12 protein-coding genes are annotated in these 22473 nt (G+C 37.8%); 3 read left to right on the top strand and 9 right to left on the bottom strand.

The annotated features are described in order from the left end of the window. Positions 1-7: 7 nt before the first annotated feature. From HEQ28_RS11245 to HEQ28_RS11205, 9 genes are all read right to left on the bottom strand, one after another. On the bottom strand, positions 8-3082 hold the full coding sequence (locus HEQ28_RS11245; RefSeq protein WP_434502460.1) for a SusC/RagA family TonB-linked outer membrane protein: 3075 nt from the start codon (positions 3080-3082) through the stop codon (positions 8-10). 229 nt (positions 3083-3311) lie between these two features. Further along, the gene (locus tag HEQ28_RS11240) at positions 3312-3638 is read right to left on the bottom strand and encodes a heavy metal-binding domain-containing protein (protein ID WP_207153050.1); all 327 of its coding nucleotides are present in this window, start codon (positions 3636-3638) and stop codon (positions 3312-3314) included. Between the two features lie 1529 nt (positions 3639-5167). Beyond that, the gene (locus HEQ28_RS11235) at positions 5168-6772 is read right to left on the bottom strand and encodes a hypothetical protein (RefSeq protein WP_434502458.1); all 1605 of its coding nucleotides are present in this window, start codon (positions 6770-6772) and stop codon (positions 5168-5170) included. Positions 6773-6782: 10 nt separating this feature from the next. Then, entirely contained in the window at positions 6783-7184 is a 402-nt protein-coding gene (locus HEQ28_RS11230) for an energy transducer TonB (RefSeq protein WP_434502456.1), read from the bottom strand. 204 nt (positions 7185-7388) lie between these two features. Then, positions 7389-9617 (bottom strand): glycoside hydrolase family 3 C-terminal domain-containing protein, encoded by a 2229-nt coding sequence (locus HEQ28_RS11225; RefSeq protein WP_434502455.1) that lies wholly within the window; start codon positions 9615-9617, stop codon positions 7389-7391. A 24-nt stretch (positions 9618-9641) separates the two neighbouring features. After that, entirely contained in the window at positions 9642-10976 is a 1335-nt protein-coding gene (locus HEQ28_RS11220) for a DUF5121 domain-containing protein (protein WP_434502453.1), read from the bottom strand. A 12-nt stretch (positions 10977-10988) separates the two neighbouring features. Continuing rightward, positions 10989-12503: a glycoside hydrolase family 30 protein gene (locus tag HEQ28_RS11215; protein WP_434502451.1), complete on the bottom strand. Its 1515-nt coding sequence runs from the start codon at positions 12501-12503 to the stop codon at positions 10989-10991. An 11-nt stretch (positions 12504-12514) separates the two neighbouring features. Next, complete coding sequence (locus HEQ28_RS11210; RefSeq protein ID WP_434502449.1) at positions 12515-14032, bottom strand: RagB/SusD family nutrient uptake outer membrane protein; 1518 nt, start codon at positions 14030-14032, stop codon at positions 12515-12517. A 13-nt stretch (positions 14033-14045) separates the two neighbouring features. Next, the gene (locus HEQ28_RS11205) at positions 14046-17024 is read right to left on the bottom strand and encodes a SusC/RagA family TonB-linked outer membrane protein (protein ID WP_434502447.1); all 2979 of its coding nucleotides are present in this window, start codon (positions 17022-17024) and stop codon (positions 14046-14048) included. Positions 17025-17323: 299 nt separating this feature from the next. On the opposite strand from HEQ28_RS11205, the gene HEQ28_RS11200 reads away from it, so the two are divergent. The 3 genes from HEQ28_RS11200 to HEQ28_RS11190 all read left to right on the top strand — a co-directional run bounded on the left by HEQ28_RS11200 (position 17324) and on the right by HEQ28_RS11190 (position 22291). Further along, positions 17324-18976 carry a DUF6377 domain-containing protein gene (locus HEQ28_RS11200; RefSeq protein ID WP_434502445.1) on the top strand — a complete coding sequence of 551 codons (1653 nt, stop codon included), beginning with the start codon at positions 17324-17326 and terminating at the stop codon, positions 18974-18976. Positions 18977-19079: 103 nt separating this feature from the next. Then, positions 19080-19730, top strand: a complete 651-nt coding sequence (locus tag HEQ28_RS11195; protein ID WP_434502443.1) for an HAD family hydrolase — start codon at positions 19080-19082, stop codon at positions 19728-19730. 17 nt (positions 19731-19747) lie between these two features. Then, positions 19748-22291, top strand: a complete 2544-nt coding sequence (locus HEQ28_RS11190; RefSeq protein WP_434502441.1) for a zinc-dependent metalloprotease — start codon at positions 19748-19750, stop codon at positions 22289-22291. Positions 22292-22473: the final 182 nt, after the last annotated feature.

The following is a 22473-nucleotide window of genomic DNA, read 5'->3' as shown; positions in this document are numbered from 1 at the left end:
CTACTAGTTAGAATGTAAGCTGCACTCCAATATAAAACTCTTTACTGTTAGGGAATGTTGGATCCCAAGATGTAAGTCCATCTACACCACGAGTAAGATTTGTACCACTTGTGTTTTGGTCACCTACCTCTGGATCATAACCTTTATAGTCTGTAATAGTAAACAGATTCTTTGCACCGATATAGAATCTCATATTCTCAAGATATACCTTGTCACACCAACGTTTTGGCATAGTATATCCTAGTACTATAGATTTAAGTCTCAAGTATGATCCATTTTCTACATAACGGTCACTCTGACGCATATTCTGGTTCGGATCTCCATATACCGCACGTGGCATATTAGTATCTGTGTTCTTAGGATAGAATGTGGTTTTACCGTTAAGTGGATTTACAAAAGTAATATCCTCAGCGCGGAAACGGTCTTTTACACTTGTAAAACATGCGTAATTATGATACATTCCTTCACCATAGCTACGTGTATTATTATAGATATCGTTTCCTTGTGAGCCATTCCATACCATTGAGAAATCAAATGTTCCAAATGAAGAACGATACTGAGCCTCAGCTGTAATACCATAAGAGAACTTTGGAATAGGATTGCCAATAAAGTCCATATCGCCAGAACCGATAGTTCCGTCACCGTTTAGATCAAGGAATTTAATATCACCAGCTTTTGCATTCGGCTGTAAACGCTCGCCCTTTTGGTTTACATAAGCTGCAGCTTCTGCGTCAGTTTTGAACAATCCCGCTGTCTTATATCCCCAGAACTGTCCTATTGAATTTCCAACTTTAGTACAAGTAATTCCAGAAGCAGCAAATATTTCATTATTTGCTCCAAGGTCTATAACCTTATTTTTTACAGTAGAAAAGTTTGCAGAAATACTATAATCGAATTTATTTCCTATATGATCACGCCATGTGGCTATTAATTCTAGTCCTTTGTTCTCTATGCTTCCAGCATTCATTGTCGGGAAAACGCTTAAATATCCGGCAGAACGTGCTATCGGTACATTTACGAGCATATCATTAGTTCTATTTCTATAATAATCCGCAGTTAAAGTTAGTCGATTGTGGAGCATCGTCAGGTCAAAGCCAAAATCAGTCGAAGTTGAGGCTTCCCACTTTACGTCAGGATTACTTGGTGTCATTGGAAGTGCACCTGTATTTTCAACATCATTAAGGTAATAACGTACAGTATTAAAAGAAACTGTAGACTGATATTGATATGGAGAAATATTAGAGTTTCCCAATTTACCCCAACTTGCACGTAATTTGAGGTCATCAAGCCATGTTAAGCTTTTCATAAATTTTTCCTGACTAATGCGCCATGCTGCAGAGAAAGAAGGAAAGTTTCCATACCTATTTTTCTTGGCAAAGTTTGAACTACCGTCCCGACGGAAGTTTGCTGTGACCATATACTTTCCTGAATAGTCATACATCAATCTAGCAAGATAAGAATACATTGCAGAATGTGATTCAGAACTTCCGACTTCCTTTGACTTGGCATTCTGGGTAGCACTAAGAATAAGGACTTCGGAACTTGGCATATCACGAGCACTTGCATTAAAACCATATCCCTTTGTTTCCTCAGATGTGAGACCAACCATCGCATTTATATGATGCAAATTAAATGTCTTGTCGAATGTCAAGGTATGCTCATAAAGGAAACGGTTGCTTCTATTGTTACTCATAGAATATGTATCAGGTGTATTCTTCTGATAATCACCCACAACATAATCAGCATCATAGGACCGCCCGTTGTTACGATACAGGTCTGCTCCCATATTAAATTTGTATACCAATCCCTTTATTGGCTCTGCTGTAATCCAAGCATTACCAGTCATCGTATTTGTCTCATTACGGTTCCAAGTATTATCGGCAGTAGCTCTTGGATTTTCCATATCAGTACCAAGCGATGCACCGGCATAACCAGTAGATGATGTTGGGTCATAAATTGGACAAGCTGTGCTCCATTTTATAGCTATCAGTTTAAGCATATCTGTACTGTGATTCAGATTACGCCCCACGGTAAGAGTCTCGCCAAAGCCAAAGATACCTTTTTTAAAGTCTGAGACTACATTCAGAGACATATTTTCAGAACCTTCTTTAATATATAAAGAGTTGTCATTTCCATATATACCAGTAACACGGAAGTTGGCATCCTTTGAGCCACCGCTAATACTTACATTATGCTTCTGATATGACGCTGTATGTGTAATAGCCTTAAACATATTATATCCTTTGCCAATTGATTCGGGATCTGATAGTCCAGCCATATAGTCCTTACGTGAAGGATTCTGATTATACATTTCCTCGTTTATTAGTTCAGCAAGATCCTGACCTGAAAGAAGATCTATTTCATGAGTAAAGCCTTTCCATCCCAGATATCCATTATAATCTATCTTCACTTCTCCAGCCTGTCCACGCTTAGTTGTGATTACGATAACACCATTTGCACCACGAGCACCATATATAGCACATGAGGCCGCATCCTTTAGTATCTGAATTGAAGCGATATTGTTTTCATCAGGAACAGCGCCTCCTATCATTCCATCTACAACATAAAGTGGATCAGTATTGTTAATAGAACCTACACCACGAATGTGTATACGGCCGTTAGTCACCTGAACTCCAGGAACAGAGCTTTGCAGTCCTGCAGAAAGTCCACCAGGAACTTTCGTGATTTCCTTTGCATCAAGAATTGATATTGATGAGCTCAAATCGGCTTTCTTCTGAGTTCCATAACCAATGACTACTACATCACTAATGGATTTTGTATCATCAGCAAGACTCACCAAGATGTTTTTTCTGCCAGATACGTTTATTTGTTGTGTAACAAACCCGACATACGAAATCGTAAGTCTTGCATTTGCAGGAGCATTAATAGAGAACTGCCCCGATATGTCAGTAATAGTTCCATTACTAGTTCCCACTTCTCTTACAGAAGCGCCGATAACAGGTTCTCCATCCGCATCGGTAACAGTGCCTTTCAAAACATTTTGTGCTAACATTCCTACAGGGAAGAGGCATAACATAAAAAGTAACATTAATGTTTTTCCAATTCTAAAATCGTTTTTCATGTTTTTCAAAATTTACGTTTCTAATAGAATCTCTATGGCAAAAGTATACAAAACACAACAACCTTATTTTCGTAAATATTACAAAAACTTTCTCTGACATAACAAAAACGATAAAAAGGGCTAATAATGCAGTATATATTACTATTTCCCGACAAACAATTCGTTTATTGAGCTAATTTAACAAGTTTATTCTTTAATATAAAAAAAGTTCACTGAATGTCAGTGAACCTTATATTGTCTCTATACGTACGGCTGTTCCACAAGCAGTCACCATCAGCATGCTGCCATTTGAGCCTACAGTTTCATAATCAAGATCAATACCAACAATAGCATTTGCTCCAATAGCCTCAGCACGCTCACTCATTTCTTTCATTGCAGCATCTTTTGCCTCACGAAGCACCTTTTCATAAGATGAGGCACGTCCACCTACGATATCGCGTATTCCTGCAAACAAATCACGGAATAAATTTGCGCCGATAATTGTTTCGCCTGTTACCACACCATAATAGTTGGTAATGTGTTTACCTTCTAGTGAAGGAGTTGTTGATAGTATCATATTATTTAATTATATATTTGTTTGCAAATGTAACAATTAAATTTGATAAAACAAAATATAAACATATTTCACGCTTATGATACAACTAAAAATTTGTTGATTGCAAGAAATGCAAAGATTATAGCAAAATAGTATCAGTGTTATTGACCATATATTCATAACTTTGTATCCGAAATAGTCTATTATTATTGTCTAGGAATAAAGTATAAGATATATGGTATATGGTCTAGTAAAATTAGACAAGTTTTTCATGATAGATTAATTTTTTAAATAAAGACAGGTTAATCCGTGAGGAATGACCTGTTTTTTTTGTACCATTACAAACAACGAATTGACTACAATAATATAAGAGACATCAATTTGCAAGCATAAAGCAACAATTCTCTGCCATTTAATCATTGATCTTTAACGCGATTTTTATCTTACCTTCCTGTTATCAAGTAACATTCTACTTCGGCTCTGCATTTTCCCAACTTAATCTATATTGTCATAGTTTAAGGTGTCGTCTCTGCGGTTTTGTTTTTATTTAGCTACGAAGCTACGGCATCTCTTGCAAAGCCCATAAATAGAGGGGCTAACGATACGTAGCTTACTGTATTTAGCTACGATTAGCTACGTTCTAGCTACGTCAATTTGTGTCTTTTTAAGGATGAAATGTATTCTATAAGTGAATTTGTCAAAGAACCGTTGGCTGTATCTGGGGAACTGAGGATGTATTAATAGATTCAGTAAACGAAAACAGAATTTTCAAGCTTGTTTAAATGTTCTGCTGAATTCCGCTGAATTCTCGGCAAAGATACTGCAAAAATTTTGTCCATGCAATCAGATTTAGGTTAGTCTGTTAGCCAAAGTTTCAATTACTGGATGCTACACATCATAATACGCATGCGTGCGTATGTGCACACTCTGGACTTTTCAGAAAAACAAGTGTCGAAGTGTCTATCCGTTGAGCATCAATTTGTTAGACATCTTTTCGGTTCGAATAAAGTGATGGTTATCTATCGGTAAAATATGGGCGAAAATTTTATCGTATTGAATTACACTTTACGAAGTATTTCGATGCGTTTTACGATGTTTTGCAATCCGTTTTACGACGAAATGGACTGCGTTTTACGAAGCAATAGAAGGTAAAACATCGTAGAAACGTCTGCGTTTCTACGTGCAAACGTTTCCGTTTCTATATAGAAACGTATGCAAAACTCGATATTTGACGGTCGGGTCACCGTCACTTTATTTAGTCAAATTCGTCGATAAAATACTGATGTTCAACAAGTTGACAATTAGACGCTTATATTTTGCAAAACCCTAGGTATGCGCGTGCCTACACGTACATTATATAAGCAGAAATGGATAACGTAGCTAGAACGTAGCTTGCGTAGCTAAATACTGTAAGCTACGTATCTTCAACCCCTCTGTTTATAGGCTTTTTGGGAGATGACGTAGCTTCGTAGCTAAAAAACGCGAAAAACGCAGGGGGTAAGCATTTATGGATTTATGGATCAATACGCATTATTTTCATCGTGTTTATATTAAAACTGCGGTCTTTGCAATTCGTGTATACGACGATCAAAGTCACGAGCTCCACCGTTTTCGCCAAACATTTTTTGCATAAGTCGCTGACGCATATTTGTCACATTTTGAGCACTAACATCCATTAATACAGATATCTCACTAGGAATAAATCTCAGCCGAATAAGCATAACAACATGTTGCTCACGATCAGAAAGTTCTGGATTATTGCTTAGTAATATAGCCATACTTTTATCGCGTTCTGAAATAAGTTGGGTAAGCTGCTGCCAATTAACTTCATTTGCACACTGCCCTCTTGAGGCTATTCTATGCAATGATATCACAACATCAGTATTAAGCAACATATTCTCTATGCTCCAATTCTCAGGGGCTTCTTTGTCTTCCTGGTATTTAACTATCTTATTTTTCAGCTCTTCAATATTGCATTTCGCATTATTATAGTCTTCAAGATAACCTAGATAACGGGCATTTATATCACTAAGCCTGCGACGAACAATCTTCATTTTATGATGATAATATAAGTAAGATAATATCAAAAGCAACAATATGCCTATTATTATATACAGCAAGGTTATTGTACGCATATATGTTTCATGCTGCATTTCCTGCTGTGCAAGTCGCATCTGAAAAGCAGACAACTCATCACTGTCTACATGTGGCATCTCTTTATATACAGAATAAAATTGCTGATACAGTTCCACTTTATTTGGATTCAGTTTTATCAATGATGCTAGAGATTCCTCTCGTATTGGCAGTGAACCGGAGTTTGCAGCATCCATCCAATGCGCATTAGCTTGTTTAGTGTTACCCATCATATAATAAACTTTACCCATAATATACAAAGCCTTATATGAAAAATCATAGATTTCGCCTTCAGAAAGATAACTTAAAGCCTTATTAAGTTTACCAGCTCGCATATACATATCTCCGATGTTAACATTGATATCAGCCTTCGTATAATTATCCAACTTAGAAAGAAGTGGTTTAATATGTCTGATACAAAACATGAAACTATCTCTTCTGCCACATCTGTCATAAGCTTCTGCCATATAATTATAACTTTGGGCTGTCAATGTAGGATTTTTACCGAATTCATCGGCATAACGGCTTGCCAATTTAAGTCTTTCCAGAGATATTCTATAACAACCTGCATCAAGATTAATTAGACCCAATAATAACTGCACCTTGCACCCATAATACTTGTCATCAGTTGGCAGCAACTTTTCTGCCATAAGAGCATCTGTTATGGCATATGAAGATCGTCCGTTCTTATATCTGTTTATGCTACGGCAAAGATATGCACGACCAAGTAGAACATTATTCTGCTTGACCGTGTAGTAATCTACTATTTTATTAATTGCTGAATCTGAAGCATAAGAGACCGTCTTATTAAGAATTGTCTCTGTGTAGATTAGGTTATTATAAACTGAATCTTCAGGTAGGAAAACAGTATTCAGTTTATCAAGCATGCTAAAAGCGGAATCTGGAGATACTCGTTGAAGACTATCTAAAACAATAAGTTGTGGGTTGTGGGTGTGCCTTTCTTCAGCACATCCCACAACCAAAAGAGAGAGAATTATTATGTATATTAGTGGTTTCCTCATGTAACTGTTTCTATTTCAGTTTGAAATATATAGGCAAATTAAATTTCACGCGTACAGGATTTCCTTTTATTAAACCTGGGTTCCATTTAGGCATTGCCTTCACAACCCTTATAGCTTCGCTATCAAGTAAAGGATGTGATCCCCTTGTTACACTTACATTAGATATTGATCCATCCCCCTCAACAACAAATCCGATAACACTTCGACCTTCTATCTTGCTTTTTTGAGCTTCAACTGGATATCTCACATTTGCACAAAGGAACTCCATCAGTTTTGGTATACCGCCTGGATATTCAGGCATTACTTCTATCATTTCATAAACTTTGCCAGAATTATCGTCGGCTTTATTCTGTGCAACGACTGTCGTAAATGATGTAACAACTAGCATTACAGCAAAAAATAATCTTTTCATAATCATAAATTGTTTGTTTAGTTATCATTATTTCTGTTTGTCATGACACTGCAAAAGTAGAATTTCGTAATGACTAATCCAAATATATTGCTACACAAGATTACACAACGTTCAAAAAATATGAAATTAAACAAAAAAAGCTGCATCATATACAATGATGCAGCTAAAAAACAATCTGATACTCTAACCTAAAAATAAAAGATATTATCTTAAAACAAAACCTATTTCACCAATAATATGATCTGAAGAATTTCCAATCAGCGCCTTGAATGCACCTGATTCAGAAACCCATTCTGATTTATTGTCATCATAATAACTAAGCGAATTATTATCTATTGTTATAGATACATCCTTTGATTCTCCAGGATTCAACGATACTTTTGCAAAACCTTTAAGTTCCTTATACGGACGCGGCAATGATGACTTTACATCATTTATATATAACTGTACAACCTCTGAACCTTCACGCTTTCCGGTATTCTTTACATTAACAGTGAATGTAATCTTTCCGTCACGTGTCATCTCGTGCTTATCTGCACGAAGATTAGTAATTTTGAAAGATGTATAGCTCAATCCATGTCCAAAAGCAAACAAAGGCTTTGTCATGAATTTATCTACACCTCTATAACCTACATAAAGACCTTCTTTATATTCCTCATCAATTATCTTATGATCGGCACGCCATTTTCCTGGATATGCATTAAGTCTGTGAGCAGGTACGTCATTAAGAGATGCGACCCAAGTAAAAGGCAATTTTCCTGAAGGATTCGCTTTACCTGTTATAATATCTGCAAGCACTTCACCTGATTCAGAACCAACAAACCATCCTTGCAATATGGCATTAACCTTATTCTTCCAAGGCATTGCAACTGCATTTCCTGATATATTCACGAATACAAGCTTTTTGTTAGCCTTTGCAAGTGCATCAACAAGTTTATCCTGTCCATAAGGCAAGCCATACTCCTTTCGGTCGTGACCTTCGCAATCCTGATAATCGCTCTTGTTCAATCCACCGAATAATATAACGTAATCAGCTTTACGAGCTTTTGCTACAGCGTCTTCTATGAGTTTAGCAGCAGATCGCTTATCATTAAGATCTTGTCCTGTAGTTACGCCATTATAAGAACCTGTTACATCGCCAACATAGCCACGTTCATAATCCACTTTGATATTGTGGCATGAAAGAGCCTCTCGCAAACCCTGCAAAAAAGAAATCTCTTTTTGAGCCTTTAATGAAGATGAACCTCCACCAACAGTCATCATCTTTATAGCATTCTCTCCCACTACAAGGATATTATGTGCCGAAAGAGTGTCAACAGGCAATACATTTTTATCATTCTTCAAAAGTACGACACCTTCATCGCCGATTTTTCTTGCAGCAGCATAATGAGCTTCAGAACACAGAAAACCGTTAGGACGGTTACGATTCATTGTCGTACGATAATATAATCTCAACACTCTGCGAACCTTGTCATTAAGTTCTTTTTCAGAGTACTTGCCTTCACGAATACCCATAAGATATGGATAAGCCATATAATAGTTTTCATAGGCATTCTTTGTTCCTGCACGCAGTCCGTCAGTACCAGTTCCAAATTCCATATCAAGACCATTCATTACAGCCTCATCTGTATTGTGAGTTCCACCCCAGTCAGAAACCACTACACCATCAAACTTCCAATCATGTTTAAGAATCTTATTCAATAAAATCTCGTTATGACAGTTGTGCTGATTATGATAAAGATTATAAGCACCCATAATACCCCATGCTCCACCCTCGGTGACGGCAGCTTTAAAAGCCGGAAGGTATATTTCATGAAGAGTACGGTCGTCCACAATAACATTCACTTGATGACGGTATTCCTCATCATTGTTAAGAGCATAGTGCTTCACACATGCAGCGACACCCATATTCTGCAATCCATGAATATATGGCACAACCATACGCGAAGAAAGATATGGATCCTCACCTAGGTACTCAAAGTTTCTTCCACCCAGCGGTGTACGATATATATTTACACCAGGACCAAGAATCATATCTTTGCCACGATACAAAGCCTCTTCTCCGAGACTATGTCCATACAAATTAGCTAAAGAAGGATTCCATGTTGCTGCAAGACATGTAAGAGCTGGGAAAGCAACGCATGAATCATTTGTCTGTCCAGCTTGTTCCCATTCATCCCAAAGCACATCAGGGCGAACTCCATGAGGGCCGTCATCTGTCCAGAAATCAGAAAATCCAAGTCGTTTCACTCCTGCTGAAGAAAACTTGCTTTGAGCATGAATAACCGCAATCTTCTCGTTTAGAGTCATACGAGACAACGCATCTTCGACACGCATTTCCAAAGGTTTAGACTCATCCAGATATACTGGCTTCTGAGCTTTTAAGCCCAGAGCCAGTAATACCGATATTGATAATAGAATCGTTCTTTTCACTTATATAATAATTTGGTTTATAATCTACTTCTTTGTTACTGTCAATACAGCAGCATTAACACCCTTAGTGCAATCTACATTAAACACATATGTTTCACCATCATGAATAGACACACCATCCTTTAGACGAATATTGCCATCACTCTCATTAACCCTAAACCAAGGATTGGATGTTGAAATTGCATAATCACCTGCGGCCTTGAACTCAATACCCCAACCGGGCTGACCAAAGAACTTAAAGTTAACGTCGCTGCCAGCTTTCAACTGTTTTCCTACTGTTAAGGTCAACTGATAAATCTTTGGGGCAATTGGCGACATACATAGTGAATAATCCGTACCAGTCCACCAACCTTGTGCTTGTGTGAAATCGGGCTTACCGAATATCGCATCGCCAAGAATCCAAATAGCGCCTGTTCCATCAGAATTCATCGTTGCAGGATTATTTCCATTCATTGCATAAATATTGAAACCTTTGCGGTCAAAAGCAGCTTTGATATTATACGTTCCGGTAAGGGCATTAAACGTATACGTTCCATCAGAATTCTTAGTAAAGAAGTCGGTATCATAGAACCAACTATCTAAAGTAAGAGCATTATCACCAATAAAACTATAAAGTTTACCTTGAGTAAGTACACCTGTATAAACATTCTGTTTATCGGCGTTTATGAATTCCAAAGGTTGAATAGGCAGTTTTTCAAAAGGACTAAACGTATAATCACGGGTGTTGAATGTCACATTTACATCTCCTAAATTTACTGTTTGAAAACCAATAAGTCCATTTGTTCCTAACTTCACACCACCATCAGCAGATCCAAACACGAACTTTCCGTCAGCCGTTTCAAAATGTCCCTTAAAAGCGTTTACGCTTGCAGGAACTGTGGTAGAATAAGTAAAATCAGCACCTTCAACCATATTGTATATAATTTTATCTGAAGTGATAAAACGCATTCCATCAAGATGAGGTCTGGTAACATCCAAATTCACATTTTCAACGGTAGACTTTGTTGTTACATTCTGCAATGTAAGGCGAACGACAGCTTTTCCATTTGGAATATATTGAAGATAAGGCACAAATAAACGGACTTTATATTCACCTTCTTTTGCCGTACGAATAGTAGTGTGTTCAACTACCTCGTCACTAAAGCGCACTTCAGCCTTAAGGGTAGACAGAGCTTGTCCTTCTGTATCGCTGCAGTTTACAACAACATCAATAGAATCTCCCATCATGGCACTAGCAGGAACAGAAGCCTTTATAACAGGATTTCCTGATGCTACAATATTATCATAGTCATTATCATTACATGATGATAAAAACGGCAACAGCAATAAAGCTGCTGATAGATATTTAATTAATTTCATATTGACACGTATTTATTTCCATGAACATGACACAACTCCCTGTGCCGGAACTACCGCTTTGAAGTTTTCACCTCCGTCACTAATAGTTGTAGTAATATCGCTATCTCCTGAATTGAGCACAACCAACGCTTTGCTTCCATCAGGATTAAGGAATGCAGAATAGATTATATCTTTATTAGATACGCTACGTGAAGCTGTGCCGATACGGACAGCGCCAGGACGTACGACAGATGACATTTGTGAGATCACATAATAATGAGAATTATATTTCATTGTAGTATAGTTGTTATATATGTCAACTGCACCATAACATGTCTGGCAACCTCCATCAAGGTTAGGTCCCATCTTTTCGTCAAGCATAAGGTTCCACACAAGTACAGCCTTGCACCATTGATTTACAGTTCCAAGGGTTATATTCTTCATATCTTCTACAAGACGTTTTGAAAGATTGCGTCCGTCATTCCACGTACCAATACTGCTTTCAGAGAAAATCAATTCTTTGTCTGTAGCCTTGTTATGAACATTTGTAAGTTCTGTGTTTGAACCACCATAATCATGGAAGGCTGCACCTACAACAAGTTCCGAACCATCATAATTCTGTCCTAAAGCATTATATACTTTTATTGGATAGTTTTGCTGATCTCCGCCGTTGTCATAATTATAGTTATGATCGTAAACGTATATCTTTGTATTGATATTATTCTGCTTGAATGCAGAAGCTAGTTCTTTCACGAATGCAGCCTCTTCATCCCAAGGCATATAAAGAGATGCACAGTTGGCACGATTGAGGGGTTCGTTTTGAGGACTTACGGCATAAATACTTATACCATTCGCTTTCATTGCATTGACAAACTTTACGAAATACTGTGCATAGTCCTTACGGTAGTCAGGATTAAGATGCCCATCTGTCCATGAATCAAAAGCAGCCTTAGTATTAATATCAGATACTTTCATCCATTTAGGACAAGTCCATGGTGACGCCATAATCTTTAGATTTGGGTTTATTGCAAGTATCTCTTTAAGGACTGGTATCACATAAGACGTTTCATCCTTATGAAGTGCAAAATTCTCTAGTCCCTTTGTATCGCACAAAGAATATTCTGTGCTTGAGAAATCATTACATCCTATAGATATACGAGCATAGCTCACACCATATCCCTCACTTGTGGAATAAGTTTGTTTGAGGAATTTCTCACGTGAAGCGGCATCCATCTTCATAAGATTATAACATGTGGAATACGTTATGGCAAAACCAAATCCATCCATAGCTTGATAAGTCTTTGTTGGATCAACCTGAATTGTTGTAGGCGCCATGTTTACAGTTGAAGCCACCTGACTGTATGTCTTCTTTAGTGTAGCGCTGCCATTTGCTGTTGTTGTATAGAGCGTAGCCAGATTTCCTGATAGATTTTCTTCTATCACATTAGGATTAGGAGTGTTATCTATAGTGTCCATGTTGCCACACGCTGACAAGGAAATAAGCAACGCACTTGCCATTGATAATATCATAGTTCTATTATTTTTCATTGTTGTAAATATTAATAACCAGGGTTCTGTTGTAGATTCGTATTCTCGTCAAGAGCACTTTGAGGTATTGGCAAAAGATAAGAGTTGGCATCGTACTGCTTTCTCTGTATCAAACGCCCCGAGTCACGGTTGTTTAGACCATTCAAATATTCCTCAACCTTATTGTTCCTACACAAATCATACCATCTTTCTCCTTCAAGAGCAAGTTCTAGACGGCGTTCATGCAGCACAGCCTCAATCATAGCTTCCTTTGTCGCTGTTTTATCGGCTGTTAGGTTTGGCAGTTTTGCCCTGTTACGAATTAAGTTCACAAGATCGGCGCTCTTCGTATAGTCTCCCTTATACGCATAAGCCTCAGCTTCAAGAAGTATAATATCGGCAAGCCTCAACTTATATTGATTATTGTAGCCTGAACGATATTTATACATAAACGGATATCTACTTGCTGGATAATAGTTACTCCATTTACATGCATAGTAAACTATTGTTTGATTCATACGTGTTGTATCATTCTCGCTCTCAAAATCTTTTATCAAGTCACGTGACGGAGTTATCCATTTAGCCCAAGAGAAGTAATAATCATAATTCTCAAGACTACGACCATACATCCAACTTTCCCAGTTTGCATTACCCGTTGTCCAATGTACTTCAAGAATACCCTCACTGGTATTACGTTTCACACAGTCTTTTTTTACTGCATCATATCCCCAAAGTGTAGAAAAATCCGGTTCAAGTGCCATACCTGCAACACCGCGCACCTTATCTGCATATTCTATCACCTTTGAATAGTCTTGCACAGGCTTTTCTGCATATACCTTTGCAAGCATTGCCTGAGCAACGACCTTGCTCAACACAGTTCTGTCGGCAGAATTAAAATCCGGAGCATATTGTTCCGCATCACTAAGGTCGCTGATTATCTGCTGATAACACTCCTTGTTTGTAGAGCGTGGAGGGAAATATGTTGGATAAACTTCTCCTACGTTTTCAGCTGTAATCGTTTTTGCAACTTTAGTTATTATTGGGAATGATCCCCAAAGACGTGCCAGATTAAACATCACCAATGCACGAAACAATTCTCCTTCTGCCTTCCACTGATGATATTCATTATCACTCACCAACCCTTTTGTCTTAAGTTCATCAAGTCCGTTGATAAGCACATTTGCCTTAGCAACATCTTCAAGATAGCGTGACCAGTCACGTCCCAACACAGAGTTACTGGCATCGATCGAGTTTGTTTCATAAGGTTCAACCTCCGCACCGGTAGTACCCGCATAGGCATTATCGGTATGACTATCGCCAACAAGCAGATAGTCTAGATGCCAATGTTCCTGACGATTTTTAAGGAGTTCATACAAATTGGTACGCTGATCTATTGCAGCCTGGCGATCTTTGAGTACCGCAGTCGCTGTATCAGACGACGTGCCCTGTGTCAACTCAGTTGGTGTAGATATCGGATCATAATCTAATGAACAAGCTGTAAAAGATAATGCCGAAACACCTATTATTATTGATTTATATATTGATTTCATATTGGTACAATATTTAGAATTCTAGTTTAAGTCCTATGACAAATGATTTACTCATTGGATAGGTTCCCCAGTCTATACCCTGTACAGATCCACTGTTTCCATATTGATTTACCTCAGGGTCATTACCTGAATAATTTGTGAAAGTAATCAAATTAGTTGCAGAGATATAAGGTTGCAGACGAGAGATACCAAACTTTGATATGATATACCTTGGCACATCGTATGACAATGAGATATCCTTTACACGAAGGTAGCTTCCATCTTCAATGAAATATGTAGAATTAAACATTTGGAACTTTGCTTTTGGCACATTCGTAATCTGTCCAGGTACGCGCCATCTTTCAAGTACCTTTGTTGTCTGATTCTTACCATCATACATTCCTTCAGTTTCCATTCTTGACACATTGTAGATGTCATTTCCATAAGATCCCTGTATAAGGACACTTAGGTTAAATCCTTTATACGATAATGTGTTTGTCATACCAAAAGTAAAGTCTGGATTAGGATCACCGATATCAGTACGGTCGCTTGCTGAGATTACACCATCGTGGTTTACATCGCGATATTTAAGCTCACCAGTTTCAGGATTCACACCATCTGAGATATATCCCCAGAATGTACCTAGAGGTTTACCTGGCATATTGCGTACGACAGGCTGATTTACATAATCTGTAGTGTTTGCAGAGTAATATACCTGAGTAAGCATAAGTTTCTTGAGTTTATTTCGGTTAAATGATATATTGAAATCTGTATTCCATTTCAATTTTCCTACTAGATTCTTAGAACTTACACTAAACTCAAAACCCTTATTTTCTATTTCTCCGCCATTATATCTCAGGTCACGTGCAGCAGCACTTCCTGCTGGCAAAGTAATTGTCATAAGCATGTCTTTTGTAAGTTTATAATAGTAGTCAGCATAGAATGTCAGACGACCATCAAACACGGTAAGATCTAGACCTATATCTGTTTGGTTTGTAGTTTCCCATGTAAGCTCTGGATTAGATAGAGTTGTCTGTGAACGTGTCGGTAGAGCATTTGCATCATATCCTGCACCAAACCATTGAATACGGTTTATATTATATTCAGCAAGATAGCTGTAATCTCCGAGTCCACTTTGATTACCAGTCTGTCCCCAGCCACCACGAAGTTTCAAATCATCAATCCATTTAATGTTCTTCATAAACTTCTCATTAGAGATTCTCCAAGCTCCAGAGAAAGAAGGGAATATTCCCCATCTGTGTCCTGGTGCAAGTTTTGAACTTCCGTCGGCACGCATATTGGCTGTAAACATATAAGTATCACTCCAATTGTACTGTAAACGTGCGAAATAAGATAGTATAGCCCATTCTGAAGCACTTGTTCCTGTTCCAGTCCAAGATATCTTATTTGCAGCATTAAGAGTCTTTATATCTGAGTCGGCATAATTGCTGCCACTGATGTAACTATGACTATATTTACTCTGAGTGTAAGAACTACCAGCCATGGCATCAAAGCGATGTTTTCCAAACTGTTTATTCCAATTCAACACATTATCCCAAACAAATACGGTTGTAGAATATCTTTCATCATATCCTGTTCCATAAGTATCACGTCCATACTGTATTTCATGAGGATCAAGGAAATTAAAAGTATTACCGTTCTCTCGATCAAATGTAAGTGAACTTGTGAAATTAAGTTCCTTAACTGGGGTAATAGTTATTTTTCCTGTTGCTAGCATCTTGTCATAGCGACTCTTGTCATCTTTTGAACGCGCAAGATTCTCTGAAGGACTACTAATATTAACGCCATAGAAATTATTATAATACTGTCCAGGATGGTCAGGATCCCACACAGGAGCATAAGTAGGTGTATTTACAATAGCGGCGATTACACCACCGCGATTTGCACCAGCACCTGTTGTTATATCTGTTCCAAGATATGTATAATCTGAATAAGCGATGTTTCCGTTAAATTTCAACCAGCTTTTGATTTCATTCTCTACTGAAGCTCTGAAATTATAACGTTTAAAATTAGACATCTTCAACACGCCGTTCTCACCGACATAACCTCCAGAAACATAATATCTTAACTTGTCATTACCATTTGTTACAGACAACTGATAGTCTTGCACATTACCAGTGCGATAAACCTCTTTAGCCCAATCTGTATGATCAGTTAATCCATCAGGAAGTTTGACTGTTCCGATATCATTCATAAGATCTTTATATTCCCATGCATTCAGAACCTTGTCATGATCAGAAACGTTATTCCATGCATAGTGAGCATTAAATGAAATCTTAGCTACACCATTTTTTCCCTGTTTGGTATTGATAATGATAACCCCGTTGGCAGCACGACTTCCATATATTGCTGCACTTGATGCATCTTTCAACACCTGCATATCTGCGATATCATCGGCAGAAAGAAAATCAATACTTGTCAACGGAACACCATCAACAACATATAAAGGAGCGTTTGAACCGTTTAAAGAAGTAGTTCCACGAACACGTACCGTTGGACTAGCCCCTGGTTGACCGCTAGCCTGACTTATCTGCAATCCGGCAGCTTTGCCCTGCATTCCTTGTGCGGCTGAGACGATTGGACGTGTATCCAGATCTTCTGTAGAAACACTCGAAACAGCAGTTGTCACATCTTTACGTTTCACAGATCCATAACCAATAGCGACAACTTCTTCAAGAAGATTTGTCTCATCTTCAAGCACAATCTTCATTCCTTGAGTTGCCCTAACACTTTTTGTTTTATATCCAACATAGGAAATATCAAACATAGCATTCTTTCCTACTTGAATAGAAAACTTGCCATCAATATCGGTAACAACACCATTTGTTGTACCATGTTCTTTTACTGTGGCACCAATGACAGGCTCATTCTGGTTATCGATAACTTCGCCTGAGATACTCACCTTTTGTGAAAAAGCTGATACAGACAAAAGCAACACGAAGAACAGAATTGAGAATCTTTTCATCGTTAATAAATTGTTGTTTGCTTTCATTGCTTAAACTAAAGTTAATAATAATTGTTTAGATTCAAGGCAAGTTTTTCACTTGTCAACGGCAAAGTTAGCTTCTTTTTAAATATATAGACATGACGCAAAGCATAAAATGTGGACTTTAATATTATCATTAAAAATATAAAGCTTTGATCTTCAAGTATTTAAACAAAACAAAAGCAATATTTTGATATAGATTTTATTCGTGATTATATAGAGGTTATTGCATAAAATAAAGCTCGTTAATTTTTATTTTATCATATTTATATATATCTTTGTCCTTGAATATTAAATCAAAACTCATGAAACACAGATTAATACAAACGCTAATCCTATTATCTATTTCTTTATACACACAAGCGCAAAGAATAAACCTAGATTCTTTATACGATTGTCTTGACAATGAAATAACGAAATCAGAGAAGTATATAAATCAGAGAGATCAGCGTATCGACAATATTAAAGCCAAACTGGCAAAGACTTCCGCAATATTGGAGCGTCATCGCCTTTCATTGAATCTCTTTAAGGAGTATCAAGCATATATGAATGACTCCGCTATCCATTATCTTAACTATTGTATAGATATAGCATCTAAAACCAATCAATCTAAATTGCTTGTAAACGATTATATTGCCCTCATTCATCAATACGCAGCAACAGGCTTTTACAATGAAGCTTTGGAATACCTTAAATATATAAATGGCAATAAACTGAGTGGGCAACAACTTATCGACTATTATGCTTGCTGCAACCACCTGTATGGTGAAATGGGATGTTACTCCAAAGACCCAAAACTTAAAGATCGTTGTTTCAAACTATCTGGTATCTTTCGTGATTCACTATACAAAAAGGCTTCCCCTAACTCAAACATATATCTTTGGCGTAAGGTATCAGAACTCACTACAGACAATAAATACCGTGAAGCCATGAAAGAGTGCGACAAGTGGATGAGACAAGTAAAGCCGAATACTCACGACTATGCCAATATGGCTTTCTTCAGGTCAGAGATCTACAAAGGAATGCATAATATCGAGCTCTGCAAATATTGGTTGGCAATATCTGCTATTTGCGACATTCGAAATGCTGTTATGGACCAAGCTTCACTATGGAGTCTTGCCAATATGCTGAGCAGAGAAGGTAACTTAGAACGTTCAAATAGATATGTAGAGTATTCTTGGAACTGTACACAGAGATATAACACCCATTTGCGCAGTTGGCTTATATCGCCAGTCTTAGGAGTGATAAGCGACACATACAAGACTAATCTCAGAAAAGCCAACTATCAACTTAAAAGTCTTATTGGTGCAGTGAGTCTTCTTTCAATATTTCTATTGGCTTCATATATATATGTATATCACAAGAAAAGACAACTTTCAATAGCCAGGAACGAACTAAAGACTATAAACAGGAAACTTGAAAGTCTAAATTCAAAACTAAGCGGAAAGAATGAAGAACTTTCATCATTAAATACTAAGCTCAGCGAAACCAATCGACTGAAAGATGAGTACATCGGAAAATTTTTAAGTGCATGCTCTGAATATATCGATAAAATCGACAATTATCGAATAAAGATAAACCGCAAGTTAAAGGCTAACCAGATGTCAGATTTGATGAAGATGACAAGTTCTGACCAACTGAAGCAAGATGAAATTAAAGAGCTTTTCGATAATTTTGACTCTGTTTTCCTCAACATCTTCCCTAATTTCGTTGTAGATTTTAATCTGCTTCTCCAACCGCAACATCGCATAATTCCACCATCTAAAACTCAACTTACAACCGACTTACGCATATTCGCGTTGATAAGACTCGGCATTGAAGAGAGCTCAAGAATAGCAGAATTCCTTCGATATTCACCAAACTCAATATATAACTATAGAGCAAGAATTAAGAGCAAGGCTTTATGCAATAGAGATGAGTTTGAACAGAAAGTAAAAGAGATTGGTATGGATATGTAGCATATTATCTTATTTAGAATAAGATGCTGGTTTTCCAATATTTTTTGTTACCTTCGCAACAAACTATCATTAGTATTTCAACATTTATTTATAAAAACGCAACGTGAACAAGAGTATTAAAACCGTAATTCTTGATTTTGATGGTACACTTGGTGACTCATACAACATCATAACCAAGACTATGATGCAGACTATTGCAGAGTTAGGACTTGAATATCGCACACCAGAGGAATGTGCAAAAACAATTGGACTTCCTTTATCAGTATGTTTCACCAGCATCATTCCTATGACCGATGAAATGGGGGAAAAATGCACAGAGACATATCGTCGCATATTTAACGAGAACAATATTCCAGGAGCAGTAACCCCATTTCCTGGAGTTATAGAAACTCTTAAGAAATTACACGAAAAGGGGCACACCATTACGATTGCAAGTAGCAGAAGCCACCATTCATTGGAAAATTTCGTAAAAGAACTTGAATTAGAAGAGTATATCACGTACGTACTAGGTGCTGACGATACTAAAAAAGCTAAACCAGATCCAGAACCTGTTATAAAGACACTTAGTCATCTTGGTGAAGACTCTACCAAAACAATTGTTGTTGGTGACACCAAGTTTGATATATTGATGGGTAAAAATGCGGGAACATATACCTGCGGTGTAACTTATGGTAATGGAAGTAGAAAGGAGCTCATGGATGCCGGAGCTGACTATATCATTGATGATTTCAGAGAATTGATTGAATACATTTAAATATAATAATAAGCAATATGAACATTAAAGCAAAATTAGTAATCAGCCTTTGCACTTTTATACTGAGTGTAAACGGATACGCAGCCAATACTGTTATGGCTGACTCGACAAAGCAGGATGTCCATACTCAGGCACAAGACGATAATAAAGACCTGAAGAAAAAGAAAAAGGACGATAACAAGAAACCTGAAAAGAAAAATGAATATGATGAACTCATAAAGAAGGGTGGAACTGTTAAGAAGGGCCTTTTCACGGTAAGACATATTGAGGATAAATGGTATTTTGACATTCCAGACTCTATTATTGGAAGATATCTCCTTGCTGTTACAAGACTAACAGCCGTACCTCAGGGATTAGGTAAGTTCAGTGGTGAAGAAGTAAATGAGAATACTCTTTATTTTGAAAAGAGAGATGACAACACATTGCTTCTGAGAGCATACGTACTAAGCCAACTAGCCGGAGATGACACAAATATATCAAAGACACTCAAGGCTTCAACAATAGATCCGATCGTTGCTTCGTTCAAGATTATAGGCAAAAACAAGGATAAACACATGAATCTTGTTGAAGTGACTAGTCTGTTTCTTAAAGATAATGATATTGTAAGCATTCCAAAAAACAACTCACGCACTTATGGTGTAAGTGGATTGCAAAGTGACCGAACTTATATAGATACCATGAAGGTTTTTCCTATAAATGTTGAGATTGCATCTACACGTACTTATGCCGCTGCAACGTCAGGTGGAAGTGACTCTAGCAGTGAAGGAACTCCAGGACGCAAGACTTTTACACCGGCTGCGTTCACAGGAAGTGTAACTATAGGACTAAACACGAGCATCGTTCTCCTACCTAATGAACCGATGCGCAAACGTCTATGGGACAACAGAGTTGGATATTTCACAACACGTGTCACATATTTTGATGATGACCAACACAAGACCGATCGTGAGCAGATTGTAGCTCGTTACAACCTTGTTCCGAAAGACAAGAAAGCATACGCGAAAGGAAAACTTGTTGAACCGGTTAAGCAGATTGTATATTATATAGACCCTGCAACACCAAAGAAATGGGTACCATATCTAATACAAGGTATCAACGACTGGAATGTTGCATTTGAAGCTGCTGGTTTCAAGAATGCTATTGTAGCAAAGGAATGGCCAAACGACAAGGACATGAGCGTAGACGATGCTCGTTTCTGCGTACTGAGATATCTTCCTGCAGAAATAGAGAACGCATACGGTCCACATATAATCGACCCACGAAGCGGAGAAATCATTGAGAGCCATATCTGCTGGTATCACAACGTGATGAACCTTCTCACGAAGTGGTATATGACACAATGCGGTCCGCTTGACAAGCGTGCTCAGACGATGCATTTCGACGATGAACTTATGGGACAGCTCATCCGTTTTGTATCAAGTCATGAAGTAGGACATACGCTTGGTCTGCGCCACAACATGGGAGCAAGCAATGCTACACCTGTAGAGAACTTGAGAAATAAGGCTTGGGTTGAAGCTCATGGCCACACTGTCTCTATCATGGACTATGCACGATTCAACTATGTAGCACAGCCAGAAGACAATATTTCTCCTAAGGGACTATTCCCACGTATCAACGACTATGACAAGTGGGCGATCAAATGGGGATATCAATACCGTCCTGAATTTAAGGATGAAATGGATGAGAAGAAGGGACTGATGAAGGAAACGACAGAGGTACTTAAGAATAATTCTCGTTTGTGGTTTGCTGGTGAAGGACGTGACGAAGATCCTCGCTCACAGTCTGAGGACCTTGGCGATGACAACGTTAAAGCCAGTGAATATGGCATCAAGAACCTTAAACGGGTAATGGCTAACCTACCAAAATGGACTCATCAGGATGATTATCAATATGATGATCTTGAGGAAATGTATGAAAGCGTTCGTGATCAGTTCCGTCGCTACATGAACCATGTACTGAAGAATCTTGGAGGACATTACCTCAACAACCTTCCTGGAAAAGCCCCTGTAGAGGTTGCTCCTGCAGCAAAAGAATTAGAAGTACTCGACTATTTCGACCGTCAGATTTTCAACGCTCCGATGTGGCTCTACCCAGAGAACATAGTTACCAAGACTGGCATTAACGTTGCAAAAGACATTAAGGACAGACAGGATAAGCTGATAACAATTGCACTCTCTGCAAGAATACTGAATATTATATATGATGATTCCTTCTCATCAAAGAATGCGCTGCAACTTGACACATATCTAAACAAGTTGTTTTCTACTGTATGGGAACCTATCAACAACGAAAACAACATCAAGAATAATGCTCGTCGCTCACTACAGAGAAGCTATATAGACTGTATGAATACATTGCTCAATCCAGATGACAAGACTAAGAAAAGCGATGAAATCTACTATAATAGCGATGCTATCCTATATGCTTCACAGAATCTTGACAAGGTTGAGAACTATGTAAAGTCACAGGCTGCAAAAGCTACAGGCATAAACAAGATACACTACAACGATATTAGTAGACAGATAAAATTGATCAGAGACCAACAGACAAATATAAAGTAATGAGTATGTGTTTGTTGCTATCAATGCAATGATAATAAATATTGTTACAGCGTGATTTCATACTTGGAAATCACGCTGTAATCATTTGTACTCCTAAGGCTATTTTCACCTTTATTATCTCTTTTATTTCGTTATCTAAGTTTTTTATTACCTTTGCACTCGCCTTGCAACGAAGCAAGGTG

The organism is Prevotella sp. (genome assembly GCF_051059605.1).
Classification (GTDB): domain Bacteria; phylum Bacteroidota; class Bacteroidia; order Bacteroidales; family Bacteroidaceae; genus Prevotella.
Note: the sequence above shows the minus strand (reverse complement) of the source record. Positions and strands in the feature narration are given on the sequence as shown.